Genomic DNA, 16,221 nt, shown 5'->3' on the forward strand with positions numbered 1-16,221 from the left:
TCTTTTATTGAAAAGAAGAAGCGTTAATGATTATCGGCTATGGTTCATGGAAGCTCCAATGCTAATGTAGCTGCTATGAACTATGAACCATCAGTTATGAACCGAACTCACCTCTTCACTACCTCAAAGTTACGATAGTTTTTTACTTCGCCTTCGGTCGTATCAACGGAGGTAACCCTGGCGCGCTCGGGTCCTTCGTTACACCAGTCTAAAAACATGTCGATCAGCGTTGGTTCGGCTTCGGCCTCTATATATACATCGCCGTTACTTTCGTTGCGTACAAAACCGCGAATGCCTAACTGATCGGCCACAGCCTTAGTACTGGCCCTGTAGAACACGCCCTGCACCTTCCCTTTTACCGTTATATTCAAATGCTTGATCATAGCCGTTGTTATATAACTGCAATGATACGGCTAATGTTCAATAACGCCGCAGATCTACAATAAACGTTTTACGCGGGTATCGGCCGTGATCTGCATCCCATCAAGCCCGGTGATCAGGTTGAGGCCCGGGGTCTTGCCCGGTTCGATCGAGCCCATCTCATCATCGATACCCAGGAACCGGGCACCATTCAAGGTACCCCATTGCAGCAAGGTAGCCAGCGGCAGGGCCGGAAAATGCTTATGGATGGTATGCATCTCGCTGAGGATGCAAAGCCTGTCATTAGAGGCCAAACTATCAGTACCGAGAGTGATATTAAAACCTTCGTCGGCAAAAAGGTCGATCTTTGGCAGGCGCCCCTCGATGTACATATTGGCGTTAGGGCAAAAGCACCAGTTGATCTTGCGGTCAAAGCGCTTTACAAAGTATATGTCTTTCAGATTAGTGCAGGTATTGTGCACCAACAGGATCTTTTGCTTGTTGCTTAGCAGCGGGATCACCGATTGGATAGAGTTACGGGCCTGTGGCTTAAAGTAACTGATATCCATCCCAAAGGCCTCATACAATTCCAGAAAACGACCGTGCTTGTAGCGGTAAAACTTATTCTCGTCCTCACATTCCTGGTTGTGGATGCTTAGCATGTTATCATGCTTGTCACAATAGGTCTTGATGAGCCTGAACAACTCTTTTGAAACGGAGTATGGCGCGTGCGGGGTAATACTTGACGGCAGCGGCTTGAATTGCTTTAGCAGTTCCAGCGCATCCTGAAAGGCCTGTTCGGCACGTTCGGGCAAAAAGCTGAATATCTCGAGAAAGGTGTGATAGTACAGCTTACTGCTATTTTTAATGGCGATAGAATGCGCACCGTTGGCAATATCGCCCACGGCCACTATACCATTATCATACATTTGCTGATCGGCAGCCTTTGCCGCGTCTGCAACGGCACCATCGTCTGAGTTGCGAAGCTGCTGAATGTTCTTGATAAAATCGACCAGCCCCGTGCTTTTAGGTACCTGCTGATGCAGGTGCGACAATTCGATATGGCAATGGGTGTTCACAAAACCCGGGCATATAATGCCGCTCAATTGTTCTACCGGTGTGTCGGGAGGGGCTACTGTATCAACTGATACGATCTTACCGAGGTCATTAACAGTGACTATTCCATTTCTTACAGGATCGGCATTAACAGGAAAAACGTAATCGGCTCTAAAACTTTTCATCTAATGAAATTGAAACTATGACCCCCAAACCAATCTACACATTTTAACTCCAATAACAATATATCAACAAAAATAACACACAATTTAACTTATAGTTATACATGCCAATTTTACATTTCAAAAACCGAGCCGTAAAACTGGATCCCGATATTTAGCTATCTTTGTGTTGTGATTTCAAACAATAGTAAGATCGACATCCGCAGCCTGAGTTTGGAAACTCTGCAACAACACTTTACAGTCCTGGGCGAAAAAAGTTTTAGGGCTAAGCAAGTATATGAGTGGCTTTGGAAAAGATCATGTGTCTCATTTGAGGACATGAGTAATATTTCTAAAGAACTGCGCAAAAAGCTGGAAGAAACTTTCACCATCAATAATGTGGTGATCAATAACTCACAGTTTAGTGCCGATAAAACTATAAAAAATTCCTTTAAGTTGCACGATACGCATTTAATTGAAGGTGTTTTGATCCCCACCACAGAGCGTATGACGGCCTGTGTATCATCTCAAGTAGGCTGTAGCCTGACCTGTAAGTTCTGCGCTACCGGTTATATGGACCGTAAACGCAACCTCAACCCCGACGAGATATACGACCAGGTGGTGCTGCTAAGCCAGCAGGCCCAGCAGAATTACGGCATCCCCTTAACCAATATCGTGTACATGGGTATGGGTGAGCCGCTGCTTAATTATGCTAACGTATTGAAGTCGGTTGAACGTATCACGGCCGAGGACGGTTTGAACATGGCGGCCAAGCGCATCACGGTATCTACCGCGGGTATCGCCAAAATGATCAAGAAGCTGGGCGACGACCAGGTAAAGTTCAACCTGGCGTTATCACTCCATGCCGCTAACGATGATAAGCGTAACCAGATCATGCCGATCAATGAGCAGAACTCGTTGAAGGCATTAGCCGAGGCACTAAAATACTATTACAACAAGACAAAGAACGCGGTCACTTACGAGTACATCATCTTCCACAATTTTAATGATGAACTGCAGGACGCCATGGAGCTGGCGCGCTTTTGCAAGCACCTTCCCTGCAAGGTCAATATCATTGAGTATAACCCTATATCGTTCGCCGATTTCCTGAACGCCGGCGAGGACAAGATCGACGCTTTTGCCGCATACCTGCGTAAGCAAGGTATCATCACCAATGTTCGCCGCAGCCGTGGTAAGGACATTGATGCGGCCTGCGGTCAGTTAGCTGTGAAGGATAAAGCAGCTGCAGCGGTAGAGTAACGTTTCTTGAGTGGCAGTTGGAAAGTGACAGTAGCACTCGGTTCGAGTTACACTACCGCTAACACCAATACTGCCACCGCCACTTGCCACTGCCAGCAATATCCATTAACTTACGGTCGTGAACCTGCGCAATAGTTACCTAAGCCATTTCGTCGACCTGCTTTTCCCAAGGCTTTGCCAAGCCTGCAAGGCAAGCTTAGTGGGTACTGAGGAACTGATCTGCACAAATTGCCTGTTCGATCTGCCTTATACCAACTTCCATCAACAAGCGGACAACATTGTTGCGCGGCAGTTTTGGGGTAAGATCCCGTTGCAGTATGCTTACGCGCTGCTGTATTTTGAAAAGGGTGGCAAGGTGCAGCACCTGATCCACCAGTTCAAGTACAAGGATATGCCCAAGATCGGCGACCGGCTGGGACAGATCGCGGGCGAGCAGTTGCTACAGGTCGCTGCGCTGACCGACGTGGATCACATCATACCGGTACCGCTACACCGAAGCCGCCTGCGCGAGCGCGGGTACAACCAAAGTACCCATTTTGCCAACGGCTTAGCCCAGCGCTTGCAAGCCACTGTGCTTGACCGTACGCTCATCAGAACCGTACGCACCTCCACCCAAACACGAAAGTCGAGGTTCGACCGCTACTTGAACATGCAGGAGGTATTTGCCCTTAACGCTCCGGAGCTTTTGCATAACAAACATATATTGCTGGTGGATGATATCGTGACCACCGGCTCCACCTTAGAGGCTTGTGCACATGAACTACTGGCCGTACCTGGCCTGCGCTTAAGTATAGCTACTATAGCATATGCCTTATAAAGCTTATTTAACACTACGCATATATATTTTTCATATCTTGCTCCCAATTACAACTTAACGTTACACGCCCGTGAAAGGAATTATTTTAGCCGGTGGATCAGGTACCCGATTGCACCCTCTTACCTTAGCCGTTAGCAAGCAATTGATGCCGGTGTATGATAAACCCATGATCTACTATCCACTGTCGGTATTGATGCTGGCCGGGATCAAGGAGATACTGATCATATCCACACCGCATGATATGCCGCAGTTCCAAAAACTACTGGGTGATGGTTCACGCATCGGTTGCCGTTTTGAGTATGCCGTGCAGCCTGAACCGAATGGCCTTGCACAAGCGTTCGTGATCGGTGCTGATTTTATCGGTAATGACAAGGTAGCCCTCATCCTCGGTGATAACATCTTTTACGGCGACGGCCTTTCGCACCTGTTGCAGGAAAGCGCCGACCCTGATGGTGGTATGGTATTCGCTTACCAGGTGGCCGACCCTGAGCGCTATGGCGTAGTTGAATTTGACGAAAATAATCAAGCCATCTCTTTGGAAGAGAAACCTGCGGAGCCAAGATCGGACTTTGCAGTACCGGGTTTATATTTTTACGATAATGATGTGGTGGAGATTGCCAAGAACATCAAGCCATCGCCTCGTGGAGAGTATGAGATCACTGATGTGAACATCGAATACCTGAAACGCGGTAAATTAAAGGTAGGCATCCTGAGTCGTGGTACGGCCTGGTTAGATACCGGCACCTTCGCCTCGTTGATGCAGGCAGGCCAGTTCGTGCAGGTGATCGAGGATCGCCAGGGCATTAAGATCGCTTGTATAGAAGAGATCGCTTACCGTATGGGCTTTATTGATGCGGAGCAACTGACCGAGATCGCCAAACCATTGACCAAAAGCGGTTACGGACAGTATCTACTTAAGATACTCAAGAAAAAACACTAATAACATGCTGAAAGCGCAAGCCATTGCGTTGGCTGTTACCAATATCGTTCAGGGCACCCAGGACAGGCTTTCACTGCCTGACCTGGATGCCCTAATGGATGGCAATCCCATCATCACCACGCGCGATCATATCCGCCAGTTATTTCAAAACCTGGGCGTAGAGGTTGAATTTAGCGGTAAAGGGCCGCACGAAAAAGGTGTGGTGATCGACATGGACCCTGAACGGATGCAGCAATTAGGCCTCGACCCGGATACTTTACGGTTCGGCCAAACGGTGGTGAAAGCTGGAGCTGTATAACTTTGGTTCACCTGTCATGCCGATGCATATCGGCATCTCTCCTGCAAATATCTATGATACCTTCCCTTTAAATCATATCCGCGACCTGTCCGTGAGATGACGATAGGCATCGGCATGACATAGGTTGGAAGTTGGGGATTAATTAAGAAGTTTACGACGCTATGATGTGCCTGTTCTGCGCCACACCCATGTTCTGTACCGTGCGCACGATGCTGGCCGCATCATAACCACATTCGGCCCAAAGTTCAGGTTGTTCGCCATGCTCGATCACGGCATCAGGTATACCTAAGCGCACCACGTCGGCCTTGTATTTATTATCGGCCATGAATTCCAGTACAGCACTTCCGGCTCCGCCTTCTAAACAACCATCCTCAACGGTGATCACTTTGCTGTACTTGCTGAATACCTCGTGTAACATGGCTTCGTCAAGTGGTTTTACAAAGCGCAGGTCGTAATGTGCAGGGTAAAAACCTAAGGTGTTCAGCTCAGTAGTGGCTTTTACTACCTCGTTGCCGATCGCACCGATAGATAGTATGGCCAGTTCTTCGCCATCGCAGATCTTACGGCCTTTACCTACAGGCAAGGCTTTCATTGGGCGCTGCCAATCTACCATAACCCCATTACCACGAGGGTAACGGATCACGAACGGACCTGCATTTTCCTGTTGGGCAGTGAACATCAGGTTACGCAGTTCTTCCTCGTTCATTGGTGCAGCAACGGCCAGGTTAGGGATGCAACGCATGTATGCCAGATCGTAAGCACCATGGTGGGTAGGGCCGTCGGCACCGGCTAGACCGGCACGATCCAGGCAAAACACCACATTGAGCTTCTGGATAGCCACATCATGGATCACCTGATCATAGGCGCGCTGCATAAAGCTGGAGTAGATATTACAGAACGGCACCATTCCCTGCGAGGCCAATCCGGCCGAGAAGGTAACAGCATGCTGCTCGGCAATGCCCACGTCAAAGGCGCGGTCAGGCATGGCCTTCATCATTAGGTTGAGCGAGCAGCCTGATGGCATGGCCGGCGTAACACCCATGATCTTAGGGTTCTGCTCGGCCAGTTCGATAATAGTATGGCCGAATACGTCCTGATATTTAGGCGGTTGCGGCTTTTCGTAATAGGTCTTTTTGATCTCGCCGGTGATCTTGTCGAACAAGCCGGGAGCATGCCACTTGGTCTGATCCTTTTCAGCCAGGGCATAACCCTTGCCTTTTACGGTGACACAGTGCAGTAACTTTGGTCCGGGTATGTCGCGCAGGTCGCGCAGTACCTTCACCATATGCTTTACGTCGTGCCCGTCAATAGGACCAAAATATCTGAACTTGAGGGCTTCGAACAGGTTGCTGTTCTTCAACAGGGTTCCCTTGATGCTCTTCTCGATCTTTTTGGCGTACTTCAAAGCATCCGGACCAATGGCCGATATCTTTGATAGCACGTAACCGATATCGCCCCTGAAACTGTTATAGGGTTTAGAGGTGGTGATGTCGGCCAGGTATTCTTTTAAAGCCCCCACGTTGGGGTCGATGGACATATTATTATCGTTCAGGATCACCAGCAGGTTACTGTTAGCGATACCGGCATGGTTTAGAGCCTCAAAGGCCATACCTGCGGTCATGGCACCATCACCAATCACGGCTACATGCTGGCGGTCCTTTTCCCCTTTGTAGTGCGAGGCCACGGCCATACCTAAAGCGGCCGATATAGAGGTGGACGAGTGCCCTACCCCAAAAGTATCATACTCGCTCTCGCTGCGCTTAGGGAAACCGCTCAGTCCGCCGTACATACGGTTGGTGTGAAAGTTATCGCGGCGGCCGGTCAGGATCTTGTGTCCGTAAGCCTGGTGGCCTACGTCCCAAACCAGCTGATCGTAAGGCGTATTCAACACGTAATGCAAGGCCACGCTCAATTCAACAACGCCAAGGCTCGCGCCAAAATGGCCACCGTTAACAGATACCACATCAATAATGTATTGACGCAATTGCTGTGATATCTGCTCCAGTTCTTCTTCTTTGAACTGTTTCAGATCATGCGGTGAATTGATCTTTTGTAGCAGATCGCCGGCAGGTACTTGCATTTACTATGGGATACGATGATTAACTTACAAAGTAAGTCATTTTAGTTGGTAATCTGTTCGACAAATTTGTTGGTCACTTTGTTTTTATCGGCTTACATTTATCATATTTGATGTCATATTAAATATTCATGATACCCCTAATGCCGCGTATCGCTCTGGCGTCAATGTGCTTATTGATCACGGTGTTCACCGGCTGTAAGCCAGCACCCGGTACCTGGGTGAACGATCAGATAAAACCCGAGCAGCGCAACGACTTCCATGCCCTTAACACCCGATTATTGGACTACCTGCACAAGAACGACCTAAATGGCTTAGGCAACATCATGTCGAAGGAATTATTGGATGCGCCGACCACGAGGCGCATCGTAGAGCTTTGCAGCATCAGGCTTAAAAAGAGCAAAGCCACCATGCTCGATGAGTATCACATCATACACGCCACTCCTGATGAGCAAAGCGTACGTTCATTTAAGTATGAGACCAACAGCTATCAACTAACCTATAACCCGCTGACCCGCGAAAAATATATGGCCTTTTTCAAGGTGAAGTATGATGGCGAGGACTGGTTACTTACGGCCAATTATAATAAATATAAGTACGGTTGGAAGATCGACGAGATCGAGCTGGAACGTTACACCATGGATCACATGACCGCGCCTGAACTCTACGCCAAGGCACAGCACGAATATGATAAAGGGCATTTGATCAATGCGGAGAAGTATATGCATCTGGCGCGCCAGTGCTCGATGCCCTGTTCCATATGGCGGTATGACGCCTCTGACGACATGGATCGCTTTTACACCAAGGTGATAGTGGAGGCCGAACGGGCATGGTCGCGCGGGGTGGTACTTGAGCAGGTGCCTACCAAACCAAAACTCATCCGCGTTTTTATACAAGATCGCGGCGAGGGAAATGCACCCATGATCTGGTACGTGTCAAAACTGAACGTAAAAGATACGGCCACCATTAAAAAGGAGCATGAACAGGTGCGCAGGGCGATAGTTAAGTTGATACCGGGTATCGATCAGGGCAACAAGTTGGTTCAATACATCGCCTTCAACAACTTTCCGGCCACTAACCATAAAAAGACGACCAGGTACGAGTTCTTTGACCGTTATTAGATACTATTTTTAGCCTCATACAGTTTAACCTCCATAACCTTACCCGACCATGAAGATCAAGACCAAAATATTAATGCTTTGCATACTATGCACCTCACTGATCGGGTGTGATATGCTGACCAAGGACCTGGCCAAGCAGCACCTGATGTACAGCAGGCCGACATCGTACTTGTATGATACCTTCAGGTTGGAGTATGCCGAGAATACCGGCGCTGCCCTGAGTTTAGGCGATGGACTATCGCAGCCTTACAGCTTTATATTATTGAGCCTGCTACCGCTGCTGTTCATGATCGGGATGATTGTTTATATGATGAGCCGCATCAAACAATTGGACACCCTTAAACTGATCTGCCTGGCCATGGTATTTGCCGGTGGCATAGGCAACCTGATCGATCGTATATTTCATGACCGCCACGTGGTCGATTTTATGAACATCGGCATCGGCAGTTTGCGTTCGGGCATTTTCAACGTGGCCGATGTTTGCATCAGCCTTGGCGTGGTAGGCCTCATTATAGCCTACAATAAGCCCGAACCCAAACCCGAAACGGCTATCAGCTAAAGCTGATCATCGTCCATGTTGCTCATAATATCCATGAGTTGTTGGGTGAACAGCACGGCCGCCTTTTTACGGTACACCCCTTTTTGCCAAAGGATGTAGGAACGCCGCCTGATCTGCTTACCCTCAATGGGTACCGCGCAGATGCCTTCCCATCCGAACAAGGCTTTTTCATTAAGGATGGTGGCCCAGTGCCCATTTTGAACCATTGACAGGATGGAGTGCACATCGTTCATCTCGATCCTGATCTTGGGGTCGATCTTATTCCGGTAGAACAACTCATTGATAAGCGCCCTGGAGGTGAAGCCCTTGCCAGGCATGATCAGGTCCTGCATACCCAGCTCTTTAAGGGTTATCTCTTTTAGTTTGGCCAACGGGCTATGCTTACCCACCGCCATCACAATGCCCGAACTAAATAACAGCTGCATCTCCAGGTCCTCATCGTCCGATTCGTTATGGAAAGCCAGGATCATGTCCAGTTCGGCCAGTCGCAGTTTGCGCTCCAACTCTTCCGGGTTACCATAAGTGATCAGGATCTTGATGCCCGGATACTTGGTAGAGAATGGCGCCAGTGCGGGTAACAATAAAGAGGTAAAAGCATACGACACGCCGATGTTCAGCTCGCCGGTGGCGGCGTTCTTCAATTCGGCTATGGCTTGCTTGCTCTTTTGCACATCGCGCAGGATCTTTTGTGCATGCTCAAAAAACACATGCCCCGCCTCAGTGATGCGCACATGCTTACCAATACGGTCGAATAGTAGCATGCCCAACTCCTCTTCCAACTGCTTGATCTGCTGCGAGAGGGTGCTTTGGGTAATGAACACCGAAGCCGCTGCCTCGGTGAAATTCATGGTCTCGGCTGCCTTAACAAAGTATTGTAACTGTCGTATCTCCATAACCATTGATCGCTTTTGCCTATCAATATCATTAAAACAATCTATTTTACAAATATATCAATATACCCGATATTTGTGATACCGAAATATTTTAGTGACCCGGCATTCGGGCCCGACTAAAATAGTTCGGGTAGAACGATGTTGTGCATGAATGTTTTCCGCTCCCTTAAGTACCGTAATTTTAAACTTTTCATCTATGGCCAATCCATCTCGCTGATCGGCACCTGGATGCAAAAAACGGCCGTAAGCTGGCTGGTTTACCGGCTTACCGGTTCGGCGCTGTTATTGGGTTTGGTCAGTTTCATGAGCTTGATCCCATCGCTGGTACTGTCGCCTTACGCGGGCAGCATCGTAGATCGCCACGACCGTTACAAAATATTGGTGATCACTCAAGTGATATCTATGTTGCAGGCGGGTGCGCTGGCCTTCCTTATCCTGTTCAAGATCTATAACATTCCGGCCATCATTGGTTTGAGCCTGCTGCAGGGTATCATCAACGCTTTTGATGTGACCTGCCGCCAGGCCATGATGGGCGAGATGGTGGAAGATAAGGCCGACCTGCCTAACGCCATCGCACTCAACTCTACCATGACCAACATTGCCCGTATAGCCGGTCCGGCAGTGGCCGGTATCGTACTGAGCACATTTGGTGAGGACGTTTGTTTCTTCGGTAACTTCATCAGCTACATTCCGGTACTGACCTGTTTGTTCATGATGAATTTGAAGATCACGCAGATCAGTAAACCGCAAACCAGTATCTGGCAGGAACTACAGGACGGTTTCAAATACGTGGCCGGCGATGCCGACCTGAGCAGCCTGATCCTGATGCTGACCATCAGTAGTTTATTCGTGATCCCGTTCAATACCCTGATGCCGATCTTTGCCAAAGACATCTTTCACGGCAATGCCCGTACCTTCAGCTGGTTCGAGAGCGCTGCAGGATTAGGCTCGGTGATCAGCGCGGTGTACCTGGCATCGCTCAAAAGCCATAAAGGTTTGATCAGGATCATGCTGGTGGCCAGTTCACTATTCGGCGTGAGCGTATTGCTGCTCGGTTACGCCAACAACCTGACCTTAGCGCTGGTGTTCATGACCATTACCGGTATCGGTATGATGGCGCAAACCTCAGCCATTAACACCTATATACAAACCCACGCGCTTCCAGCTATGCGTGCGCGGGCCATCAGTTACTATGTGATGGCGTACCAGGGTATGATCCCGATCGGTAGCCTGATCATTGGCTGGCTGGCCAACACCTGGGGTCCGCGTGCAGCGGTATCTATTGAAGGCGCCATCGGTATTTTGGCCACCGGTGCCTACATCGTTTATAACAAGCGCCGCACTGATGCACAACAAGGCAGCGGCCGCAATATTCCCCGTTTGTCAAGCATCTAATTTTGCAGGGCCGGTACCGATCACATGTTATTTGATCAGTATCGGCCTTTTTAATAGGTATTAACTATATTTGCCATCCCATGGCCGATGATAGTTTTGCCATACGTTTGCCGCAGTTCGAAGGCCCCTTTGATCTGTTGCTGTTCTTCATCGAACGCGACGAACTGGATATCCACGAGATAGCTATCGCCCGCATCACCGACGACTTTTTGCAATACATTCACCAGATGAACAGCCTCAATATGGAGCTGGCCAGCGAATTCATCTTTGTGGCCGCTACGCTGATGCGCATCAAAGCCAAAATGCTACTCCCCCGCTATGAGGCCGAGGTGGCCGACGGCGAGATCAACAGCAAGGAGGACCTGGTACGCAAACTGATCGAATACAAAAAGTTCAAGGATGTGTGCGAGCAATTGAGGCCACTGGAAGAAGAACGCTTTAAGCAGGAGCGCCGCGGCAACATAGCCGCCGACCTGGCCGCAGTAGAGTTAACTGCCTCACCGGGCGAAGAGCTGACCGACCTGACCCTATACCGCCTCATGCAAGTGTTCCATCGCCTTAATTTGCGCTACCTCAACCGGTCAGAACCGGTGACCCACACTGTAGTACAATACCCGTATACCATTGAGCAGCAAAAGAAGGTGATCGATGATCTGCTGCGCATCAACGGCCGGCTTGACTTTGATGCCATGGTGCAGAACTCGGATAACCGGGTACATTTCATCTACAATTTTTTGGCCATGCTGGAGATGCTTCAGCAGGAACTGATCGACATACAGATAGGGCTTGAATTCAATAATTTTTGGATATCGCCCCGTACAGCACATTGATTTTGATTAACTTAGGCACCTTAATAATAACATGAAAAAAGATAAACTGATATTCGAGTTACTCGACGAAGAGCAAAAACGCCAGGAAGAAGGATTGGAGCTTATAGCCTCAGAGAACTTTGTAAGTGAACAGGTAATGGCCGCTGCCGGATCGGTAGCCACCAACAAATACGCCGAAGGCTTACCCGGTAAACGTTACTATGGCGGTTGCCAGATCGTTGATGAGATCGAGACCATTGCCATTGAACGTGCCAAGCAATTGTTCAATGCCGAGTGGGTCAATGTGCAGCCACACTCAGGCGCACAGGCCAACGCCGCAGTGATGCTTGCCGTACTGCAACCGGGCGATAAGATCCTGGGTTTTGACCTTTCGCACGGTGGTCACCTGACCCATGGTTCGCCGGTCAACTTTTCGGGTAAACTGTATCAGCCATTTTTTTACGGTGTTAAAAAAGACACCGGTTTGATCGATTATGAGCAGCTGCGTGAGACCGCTTTGGCCGAAAGACCAAAACTGATCATTTGCGGTGCATCAGCATACTCACGTGACTGGGATTACGCCTTTATACGCCAGGTGGCCGATGAGGTTGGTGCACTGGTATTGGCCGATATATCGCACCCGGCAGGTTTGATCGCCCGCGGCTTGTTGACCGATCCGCTTCCGTTCTGCCATATCGTGACCACTACTACTCACAAGACCCTTCGCGGCCCACGCGGTGGCATGATCATGATGGGTAAGGACTTTGATAACCCATGGGGACTGACCACTCCAAAAGGCGAGATCAAAAAGATGTCGGCCTTGTTGGATGGCGCAGTATTCCCGGGCACACAAGGAGGCCCGCTGGAGCACATCATCGCGGCTAAAGCAGTTGCCTTCCATGAGGCCCTGAGCGATAGCTACCTGAAATACATCCTGCAAGTTAAATTGAACGCTCAGGCGATCGCCAAAGCATTGTTAGAGCGTGGTTACGAGATCGTGTCAGGCGGTACTGACAATCACCTGATCCTGATCGACCTGCGCAACAAAGGCATTTCGGGCAAAGCGGCCGAGAACGCGTTGGTGCAAGCCGATATCACTGTGAATAAGAACATGGTCCCTTACGATGACCGCTCACCGTTCGTTACCTCAGGTATCCGTATAGGTACCGCTGCTGTTACCACCCGTGGCATGAAAGAGAAGCAAATGGAGCAGATCGCCGAACTGATCGATGCGGTGATAAAAGATCCTGAAAATGAACTTTCTTTGAAAAAGGTACGTAAAAGTGTCCATGCCTTAACGGAAAAGTTCCCGTTATACAGCTAAAATCACTTTATGATAACGAGCAGTGTACCCATTCCGGTTAATGAAAAAGAACGTTTAAGCGCACTGAATACTTATCAGATCCTGGATACCCTTCCGGAAGCTGAGTTCGATGCCATCACACGTTTAGCTTCATATATCTGCAATGTGCCGTTCGCCTCGATATCATTTATGGATAATGACCGACAATGGTTCAAATCGGCCGTGGGAATGCCTTTAGGGCAAATACCACGTGCCGATGGCTTTTGCCAGTATACCATCATGACCGACCAGTTGCTGGAGGTACCTGATACCACTCAAAGCGACCTGTTCCGTGATAATATATTCGTGACCGATGGTCTTCACGTTCGTTTCTACGCGGGCGCTCCATTGGTAGATGCCGATGGCCGGTGCCTTGGTACGCTCTGCGTTTTTGACCAGCAGCCCCGTGCCCTGGCCGAGGAGCAGCGTGATGCTCTGCGAACCCTGGCCACCGAGGTCATCTCTCACCTTACCCTGCGCAAGCAAAAAAGAGAACTGGAGCAAAGCCTTCAACTACACAAAGATTTTTATACCCTATTCAACAGTTCGTCTGAGATCCATTACATAGCTGATGAGACCTCTAAGATCGAGCTGATCAACAATGCGGTGGAGACCATTTTAGGTTACAAGCCTGAGCAGTTGATCGGTCGGTCGTTATGGGAATTTGTGGTAGATCACGACCGTGACCAATTTGCTACTCAGATCGAGACAGGGCTGCGTACACAGCGAGCCTTTGCCCTCGAGACCTGCGTGCTGGCTGCCGACAAAAAGGAAAAATGCATCAGTTGGACGGCCGTTAACCGCGAAGGCAGATGGTTCGCCAGCGGGCGCGACATCACCGCTCAAAAAGCCGTTCAACAGCAGATCGAGCAACTGTCATTAGTGGCCAGCAAGATCAGCAATGGTGTGGCTATTACCGACTCACAGAACCGGGTGATGTGGATCAACAATGCATTTGAGAGCATTACCGGCTTTAATATGGCCGACATGCAGGGCATGCAAATGGGCGAACTTTTTGGCGGTGATTACCTGGACCCTAAGGTTGGCCAGCGCATCAGCGACATGCTGCTGTCTAAAAAGGCTTTCGAGATCGAGTTACTTATCCAACACAAAATGGGTAAAGAAATGTGGCTATCTGTCACCAATTCGCCGGTATTGAATAGCGATGGAGAGGCCGAAAAATACATCAAGGTCATAACCGACATCACTGACCGCAAGATCGCCGAAAAGGACCTCGAGATATTGTCGTTCGCGTCGGCCAAGTCGCCAAGCGGCGTCGTGATCCGCGACCGTGAGAGTCGTGTGATCTGGATGAACAATACCCTGGAGGAGACCTTGGGTTACACCCTTGATGAACTGAAAGGGAAGGTGTTCGGCGACATACTGATCGGTGAGTATACCGACCGCAGTGTACTGCAAAAAGCCAAGGAGGCTTACAACGAAAATAAACCTTATGGCATAGAACTACAGATCTACCGTAAGGATGGTACTCCACGCTGGGTATACCTGTCCAACAGCCCGTTCTTTAATGAGACCGGTCAACTGGAACGCCAGGTGACCGTGTGCGTGGATATTAACGACCGCAAAGAGGCAGAAGAACAGGTACAAATGTTATCCTTAGTGGCCAGCAACACGGCCAGCGGTGTGGTGATCAACGATGCTGACGGCAACGTGGAGTGGGTGAACAAAGCCTTTGAAAAGATCACCGGATACGCCCTGGCTGATGTACAGGGCACACACGTAGGTGATGTGCTGCGCGGTGAAATGACCGACTTCTCGATCATTGAAAAAGCCAGGGAGCTATCGAAGAATAAACAGTCGTTCGAGGTGGACCTGCTGATCTACCGCCGCGACGGGCAGCCGTTGTGGATATCGGTGATCAACTCGGTGATCCTGGACGAACGTGGCCGGATAAAGAAATACATTGAGGTGATCATTGACATCACTGCCCGTAAAAAGGCCGAGATAGAATTGATCAACGCCAAAGAAGAGGCCTTGCAACTGAGCCGCGCCAAGGAGATGTTCATATCGGTAATGAGCCATGAGATCCGTACACCGCTTAACGCAGTGATCGGGATGGCGCACTTACTGGCCGAGGAGAACGCATCCGAATCGCAAAAAGAGAACCTGGAGGTGCTAAAATTTTCAGCATCTAACCTCATGACGCTGATCAATGATGTATTGGACCTCACCAAGATCGAAACAGGCAACATTGAACTGGAAAGGGCCAGTTTGGACCTGCGCGAACTAACCCGTAGCGTGGTCAACTCGTTACAGTTCAACCTGGGCAGTAAAAAGCACATCTATCTGAAGCAACACGTTGATGATGCTATACCGAAGCATGTATTGGGCGATCGTACCAGGCTTATCCAGATCCTGCTTAACCTGGCCAGCAATGCCGTTAAGTTCACGGAAGAGGGTGGCGTGACGATCGATCTGAAAATGATAGAACAAAGCGCGTCGGAGGTACGTATACGGTTCGCAGTGACCGATACGGGCATAGGCATACCGGCCGATAAGATCGATACGATATTCGAATCGTTCAAACAGGCCTCTACCGATACTACCCGTAAATACGGCGGCACCGGTTTGGGGCTGGCCATCAGTAAGCGCCTGATCGAGTTACACGATTCGCGCATTAATGTAGATAGCGTGGTCAACCAGGGTTCGACCTTTTGGTTCACCATAACTTTTAAAAAAGATAATAATACGGCTATGACAAGCACCGATACCGCAGAGATAGGATTAAAAGTGAATGTACTGGTAGTTGATGATAACCAGATCAACCGGTTGCTGATCAACAAGGTACTCAAGAAATGGGGCATCCAAGCCGATTTTGCCGAGAATGGCTTAGAGGCGGTGCAGAAAGTTACCGCAAACATGAACTACGATGTAGTATTGATGGATATACACATGCCTGAAATGGGCGGACTGGAAGCCACGCAGGTGATCCGCGGTAAAAGCGATGACTACTTTAAAAAGTTGCCGATCATTGCCCTTACCGCATCCATGTTGAACAACCAGCTGAACCAGATCGAGGAATCAGGCATGAACGACTTCATCCTAAAACCATTCGACCCAAAGAATTTGTACGAGAAACTGAGCCGTTACCAACAGCAATAAGTTGTGATAT

14 protein-coding genes are annotated in these 16,221 nt (G+C 49.3%); 10 read left to right on the plus strand and 4 right to left on the minus strand.

The features are described from left to right. Window positions 1–107 precede the first annotated feature (107 nt). Window positions 108–383, minus strand: coding sequence for an acylphosphatase (locus tag LLH06_RS18425; RefSeq protein WP_394800297.1), 276 nt, complete (start codon window positions 381–383; stop codon window positions 108–110). A 54-nt stretch (window positions 384–437) separates the two neighbouring features. Continuing rightward, complete coding sequence (locus LLH06_RS18430; protein WP_228170759.1) at window positions 438–1,601, minus strand: amidohydrolase family protein; 1,164 nt, start codon at window positions 1,599–1,601, stop codon at window positions 438–440. Window positions 1,602–1,772: 171 nt separating this feature from the next. Between LLH06_RS18430 and rlmN the strand changes: the two genes are divergently transcribed. From rlmN to LLH06_RS18450, 4 genes are all read left to right on the plus strand, one after another. Further along, window positions 1,773–2,837 (plus strand): 23S rRNA (adenine(2503)-C(2))-methyltransferase RlmN, encoded by a 1,065-nt coding sequence (gene rlmN, locus LLH06_RS18435; RefSeq protein ID WP_394800335.1) that lies wholly within the window; start codon window positions 1,773–1,775, stop codon window positions 2,835–2,837. Window positions 2,838–2,955: 118 nt separating this feature from the next. Continuing rightward, window positions 2,956–3,654: a ComF family protein gene (locus LLH06_RS18440; RefSeq protein ID WP_228170761.1), complete on the plus strand. Its 699-nt coding sequence runs from the start codon at window positions 2,956–2,958 to the stop codon at window positions 3,652–3,654. A 70-nt stretch (window positions 3,655–3,724) separates the two neighbouring features. Next, window positions 3,725–4,594 carry a glucose-1-phosphate thymidylyltransferase RfbA gene (rfbA, locus tag LLH06_RS18445; RefSeq protein WP_228170762.1) on the plus strand — a complete coding sequence of 290 codons (870 nt, stop codon included), beginning with the start codon at window positions 3,725–3,727 and terminating at the stop codon, window positions 4,592–4,594. 4 nt (window positions 4,595–4,598) lie between these two features. Next, window positions 4,599–4,892, plus strand: coding sequence for a hypothetical protein (locus tag LLH06_RS18450; RefSeq protein ID WP_228170763.1), 294 nt, complete (start codon window positions 4,599–4,601; stop codon window positions 4,890–4,892). A 151-nt stretch (window positions 4,893–5,043) separates the two neighbouring features. Here LLH06_RS18450 and dxs read toward each other — a convergent pair whose 3' ends face one another. Next, complete coding sequence (dxs, locus tag LLH06_RS18455; RefSeq protein WP_228170764.1) at window positions 5,044–6,972, minus strand: 1-deoxy-D-xylulose-5-phosphate synthase; 1,929 nt, start codon at window positions 6,970–6,972, stop codon at window positions 5,044–5,046. 140 nt (window positions 6,973–7,112) lie between these two features. Between dxs and LLH06_RS18460 the strand changes: the two genes are divergently transcribed. Both LLH06_RS18460 and lspA read left to right on the plus strand, forming a co-directional pair. Continuing rightward, on the plus strand, window positions 7,113–8,090 hold the full coding sequence (locus LLH06_RS18460; RefSeq protein ID WP_228170765.1) for a hypothetical protein: 978 nt from the start codon (window positions 7,113–7,115) through the stop codon (window positions 8,088–8,090). A 49-nt stretch (window positions 8,091–8,139) separates the two neighbouring features. Next, window positions 8,140–8,649 (plus strand): signal peptidase II, encoded by a 510-nt coding sequence (gene lspA / locus LLH06_RS18465; protein WP_228170766.1) that lies wholly within the window; start codon window positions 8,140–8,142, stop codon window positions 8,647–8,649. Here the strand turns inward: lspA and LLH06_RS18470 are convergent. Continuing rightward, complete coding sequence (locus LLH06_RS18470) at window positions 8,646–9,542, minus strand: LysR substrate-binding domain-containing protein (protein WP_228170767.1); 897 nt, start codon at window positions 9,540–9,542, stop codon at window positions 8,646–8,648. The genes lspA and LLH06_RS18470 overlap by 4 nt on opposite strands. 147 nt (window positions 9,543–9,689) lie before the next feature. Between LLH06_RS18470 and LLH06_RS18475 the strand changes: the two genes are divergently transcribed. The 4 genes from LLH06_RS18475 to LLH06_RS18490 all read left to right on the plus strand — a co-directional run bounded on the left by LLH06_RS18475 (window position 9,690) and on the right by LLH06_RS18490 (window position 16,211). Next, window positions 9,690–10,937 (plus strand): MFS transporter, encoded by a 1,248-nt coding sequence (locus tag LLH06_RS18475; protein ID WP_228170768.1) that lies wholly within the window; start codon window positions 9,690–9,692, stop codon window positions 10,935–10,937. Between the two features lie 80 nt (window positions 10,938–11,017). Beyond that, complete coding sequence (locus tag LLH06_RS18480) at window positions 11,018–11,767, plus strand: segregation and condensation protein A (RefSeq protein ID WP_228170769.1); 750 nt, start codon at window positions 11,018–11,020, stop codon at window positions 11,765–11,767. A 31-nt stretch (window positions 11,768–11,798) separates the two neighbouring features. Next, the gene (locus LLH06_RS18485) at window positions 11,799–13,070 is read left to right on the plus strand and encodes a serine hydroxymethyltransferase (protein ID WP_228170770.1); all 1,272 of its coding nucleotides are present in this window, start codon (window positions 11,799–11,801) and stop codon (window positions 13,068–13,070) included. Between the two features lie 9 nt (window positions 13,071–13,079). Further along, on the plus strand, window positions 13,080–16,211 hold the full coding sequence (locus tag LLH06_RS18490; protein WP_228170771.1) for a PAS domain S-box protein: 3,132 nt from the start codon (window positions 13,080–13,082) through the stop codon (window positions 16,209–16,211). Window positions 16,212–16,221 lie beyond the last annotated feature (10 nt).

Origin of the sequence: Mucilaginibacter daejeonensis (assembly GCF_020783335.1) — a bacterium.
Lineage (GTDB): Bacteria > Bacteroidota > Bacteroidia > Sphingobacteriales > Sphingobacteriaceae > Mucilaginibacter > Mucilaginibacter daejeonensis.

Excerpts from the sequence above, each read along its gene's own strand:
- LLH06_RS18425 (WP_394800297.1), bottom strand. The coding sequence starts at position 383 with ATGATCAAGCATTTGAATATAACGGTAAAAGGGAAGGTGCAGGGCGTG.
- LLH06_RS18430 (WP_228170759.1), bottom strand. The coding sequence starts at position 1,601 with ATGAAAAGTTTTAGAGCCGATTACGTTTTTCCTGTTAATGCCGATCCT.
- LLH06_RS18450 (WP_228170763.1), top strand. The coding sequence starts at position 4,599 with ATGCTGAAAGCGCAAGCCATTGCGTTGGCTGTTACCAATATCGTTCAG.
- dxs (WP_228170764.1), bottom strand. The coding sequence starts at position 6,972 with ATGCAAGTACCTGCCGGCGATCTGCTACAAAAGATCAATTCACCGCAT.
- LLH06_RS18460 (WP_228170765.1), top strand. The coding sequence starts at position 7,113 with ATGCCGCGTATCGCTCTGGCGTCAATGTGCTTATTGATCACGGTGTTC.
- lspA (WP_228170766.1), top strand. The coding sequence starts at position 8,140 with ATGAAGATCAAGACCAAAATATTAATGCTTTGCATACTATGCACCTCA.
- LLH06_RS18470 (WP_228170767.1), bottom strand. The coding sequence starts at position 9,542 with ATGGAGATACGACAGTTACAATACTTTGTTAAGGCAGCCGAGACCATG.
- LLH06_RS18475 (WP_228170768.1), top strand. The coding sequence starts at position 9,690 with ATGAATGTTTTCCGCTCCCTTAAGTACCGTAATTTTAAACTTTTCATC.
- LLH06_RS18480 (WP_228170769.1), top strand. The coding sequence starts at position 11,018 with ATGGCCGATGATAGTTTTGCCATACGTTTGCCGCAGTTCGAAGGCCCC.
- LLH06_RS18485 (WP_228170770.1), top strand. The coding sequence starts at position 11,799 with ATGAAAAAAGATAAACTGATATTCGAGTTACTCGACGAAGAGCAAAAA.
- LLH06_RS18490 (WP_228170771.1), top strand. The coding sequence starts at position 13,080 with ATGATAACGAGCAGTGTACCCATTCCGGTTAATGAAAAAGAACGTTTA.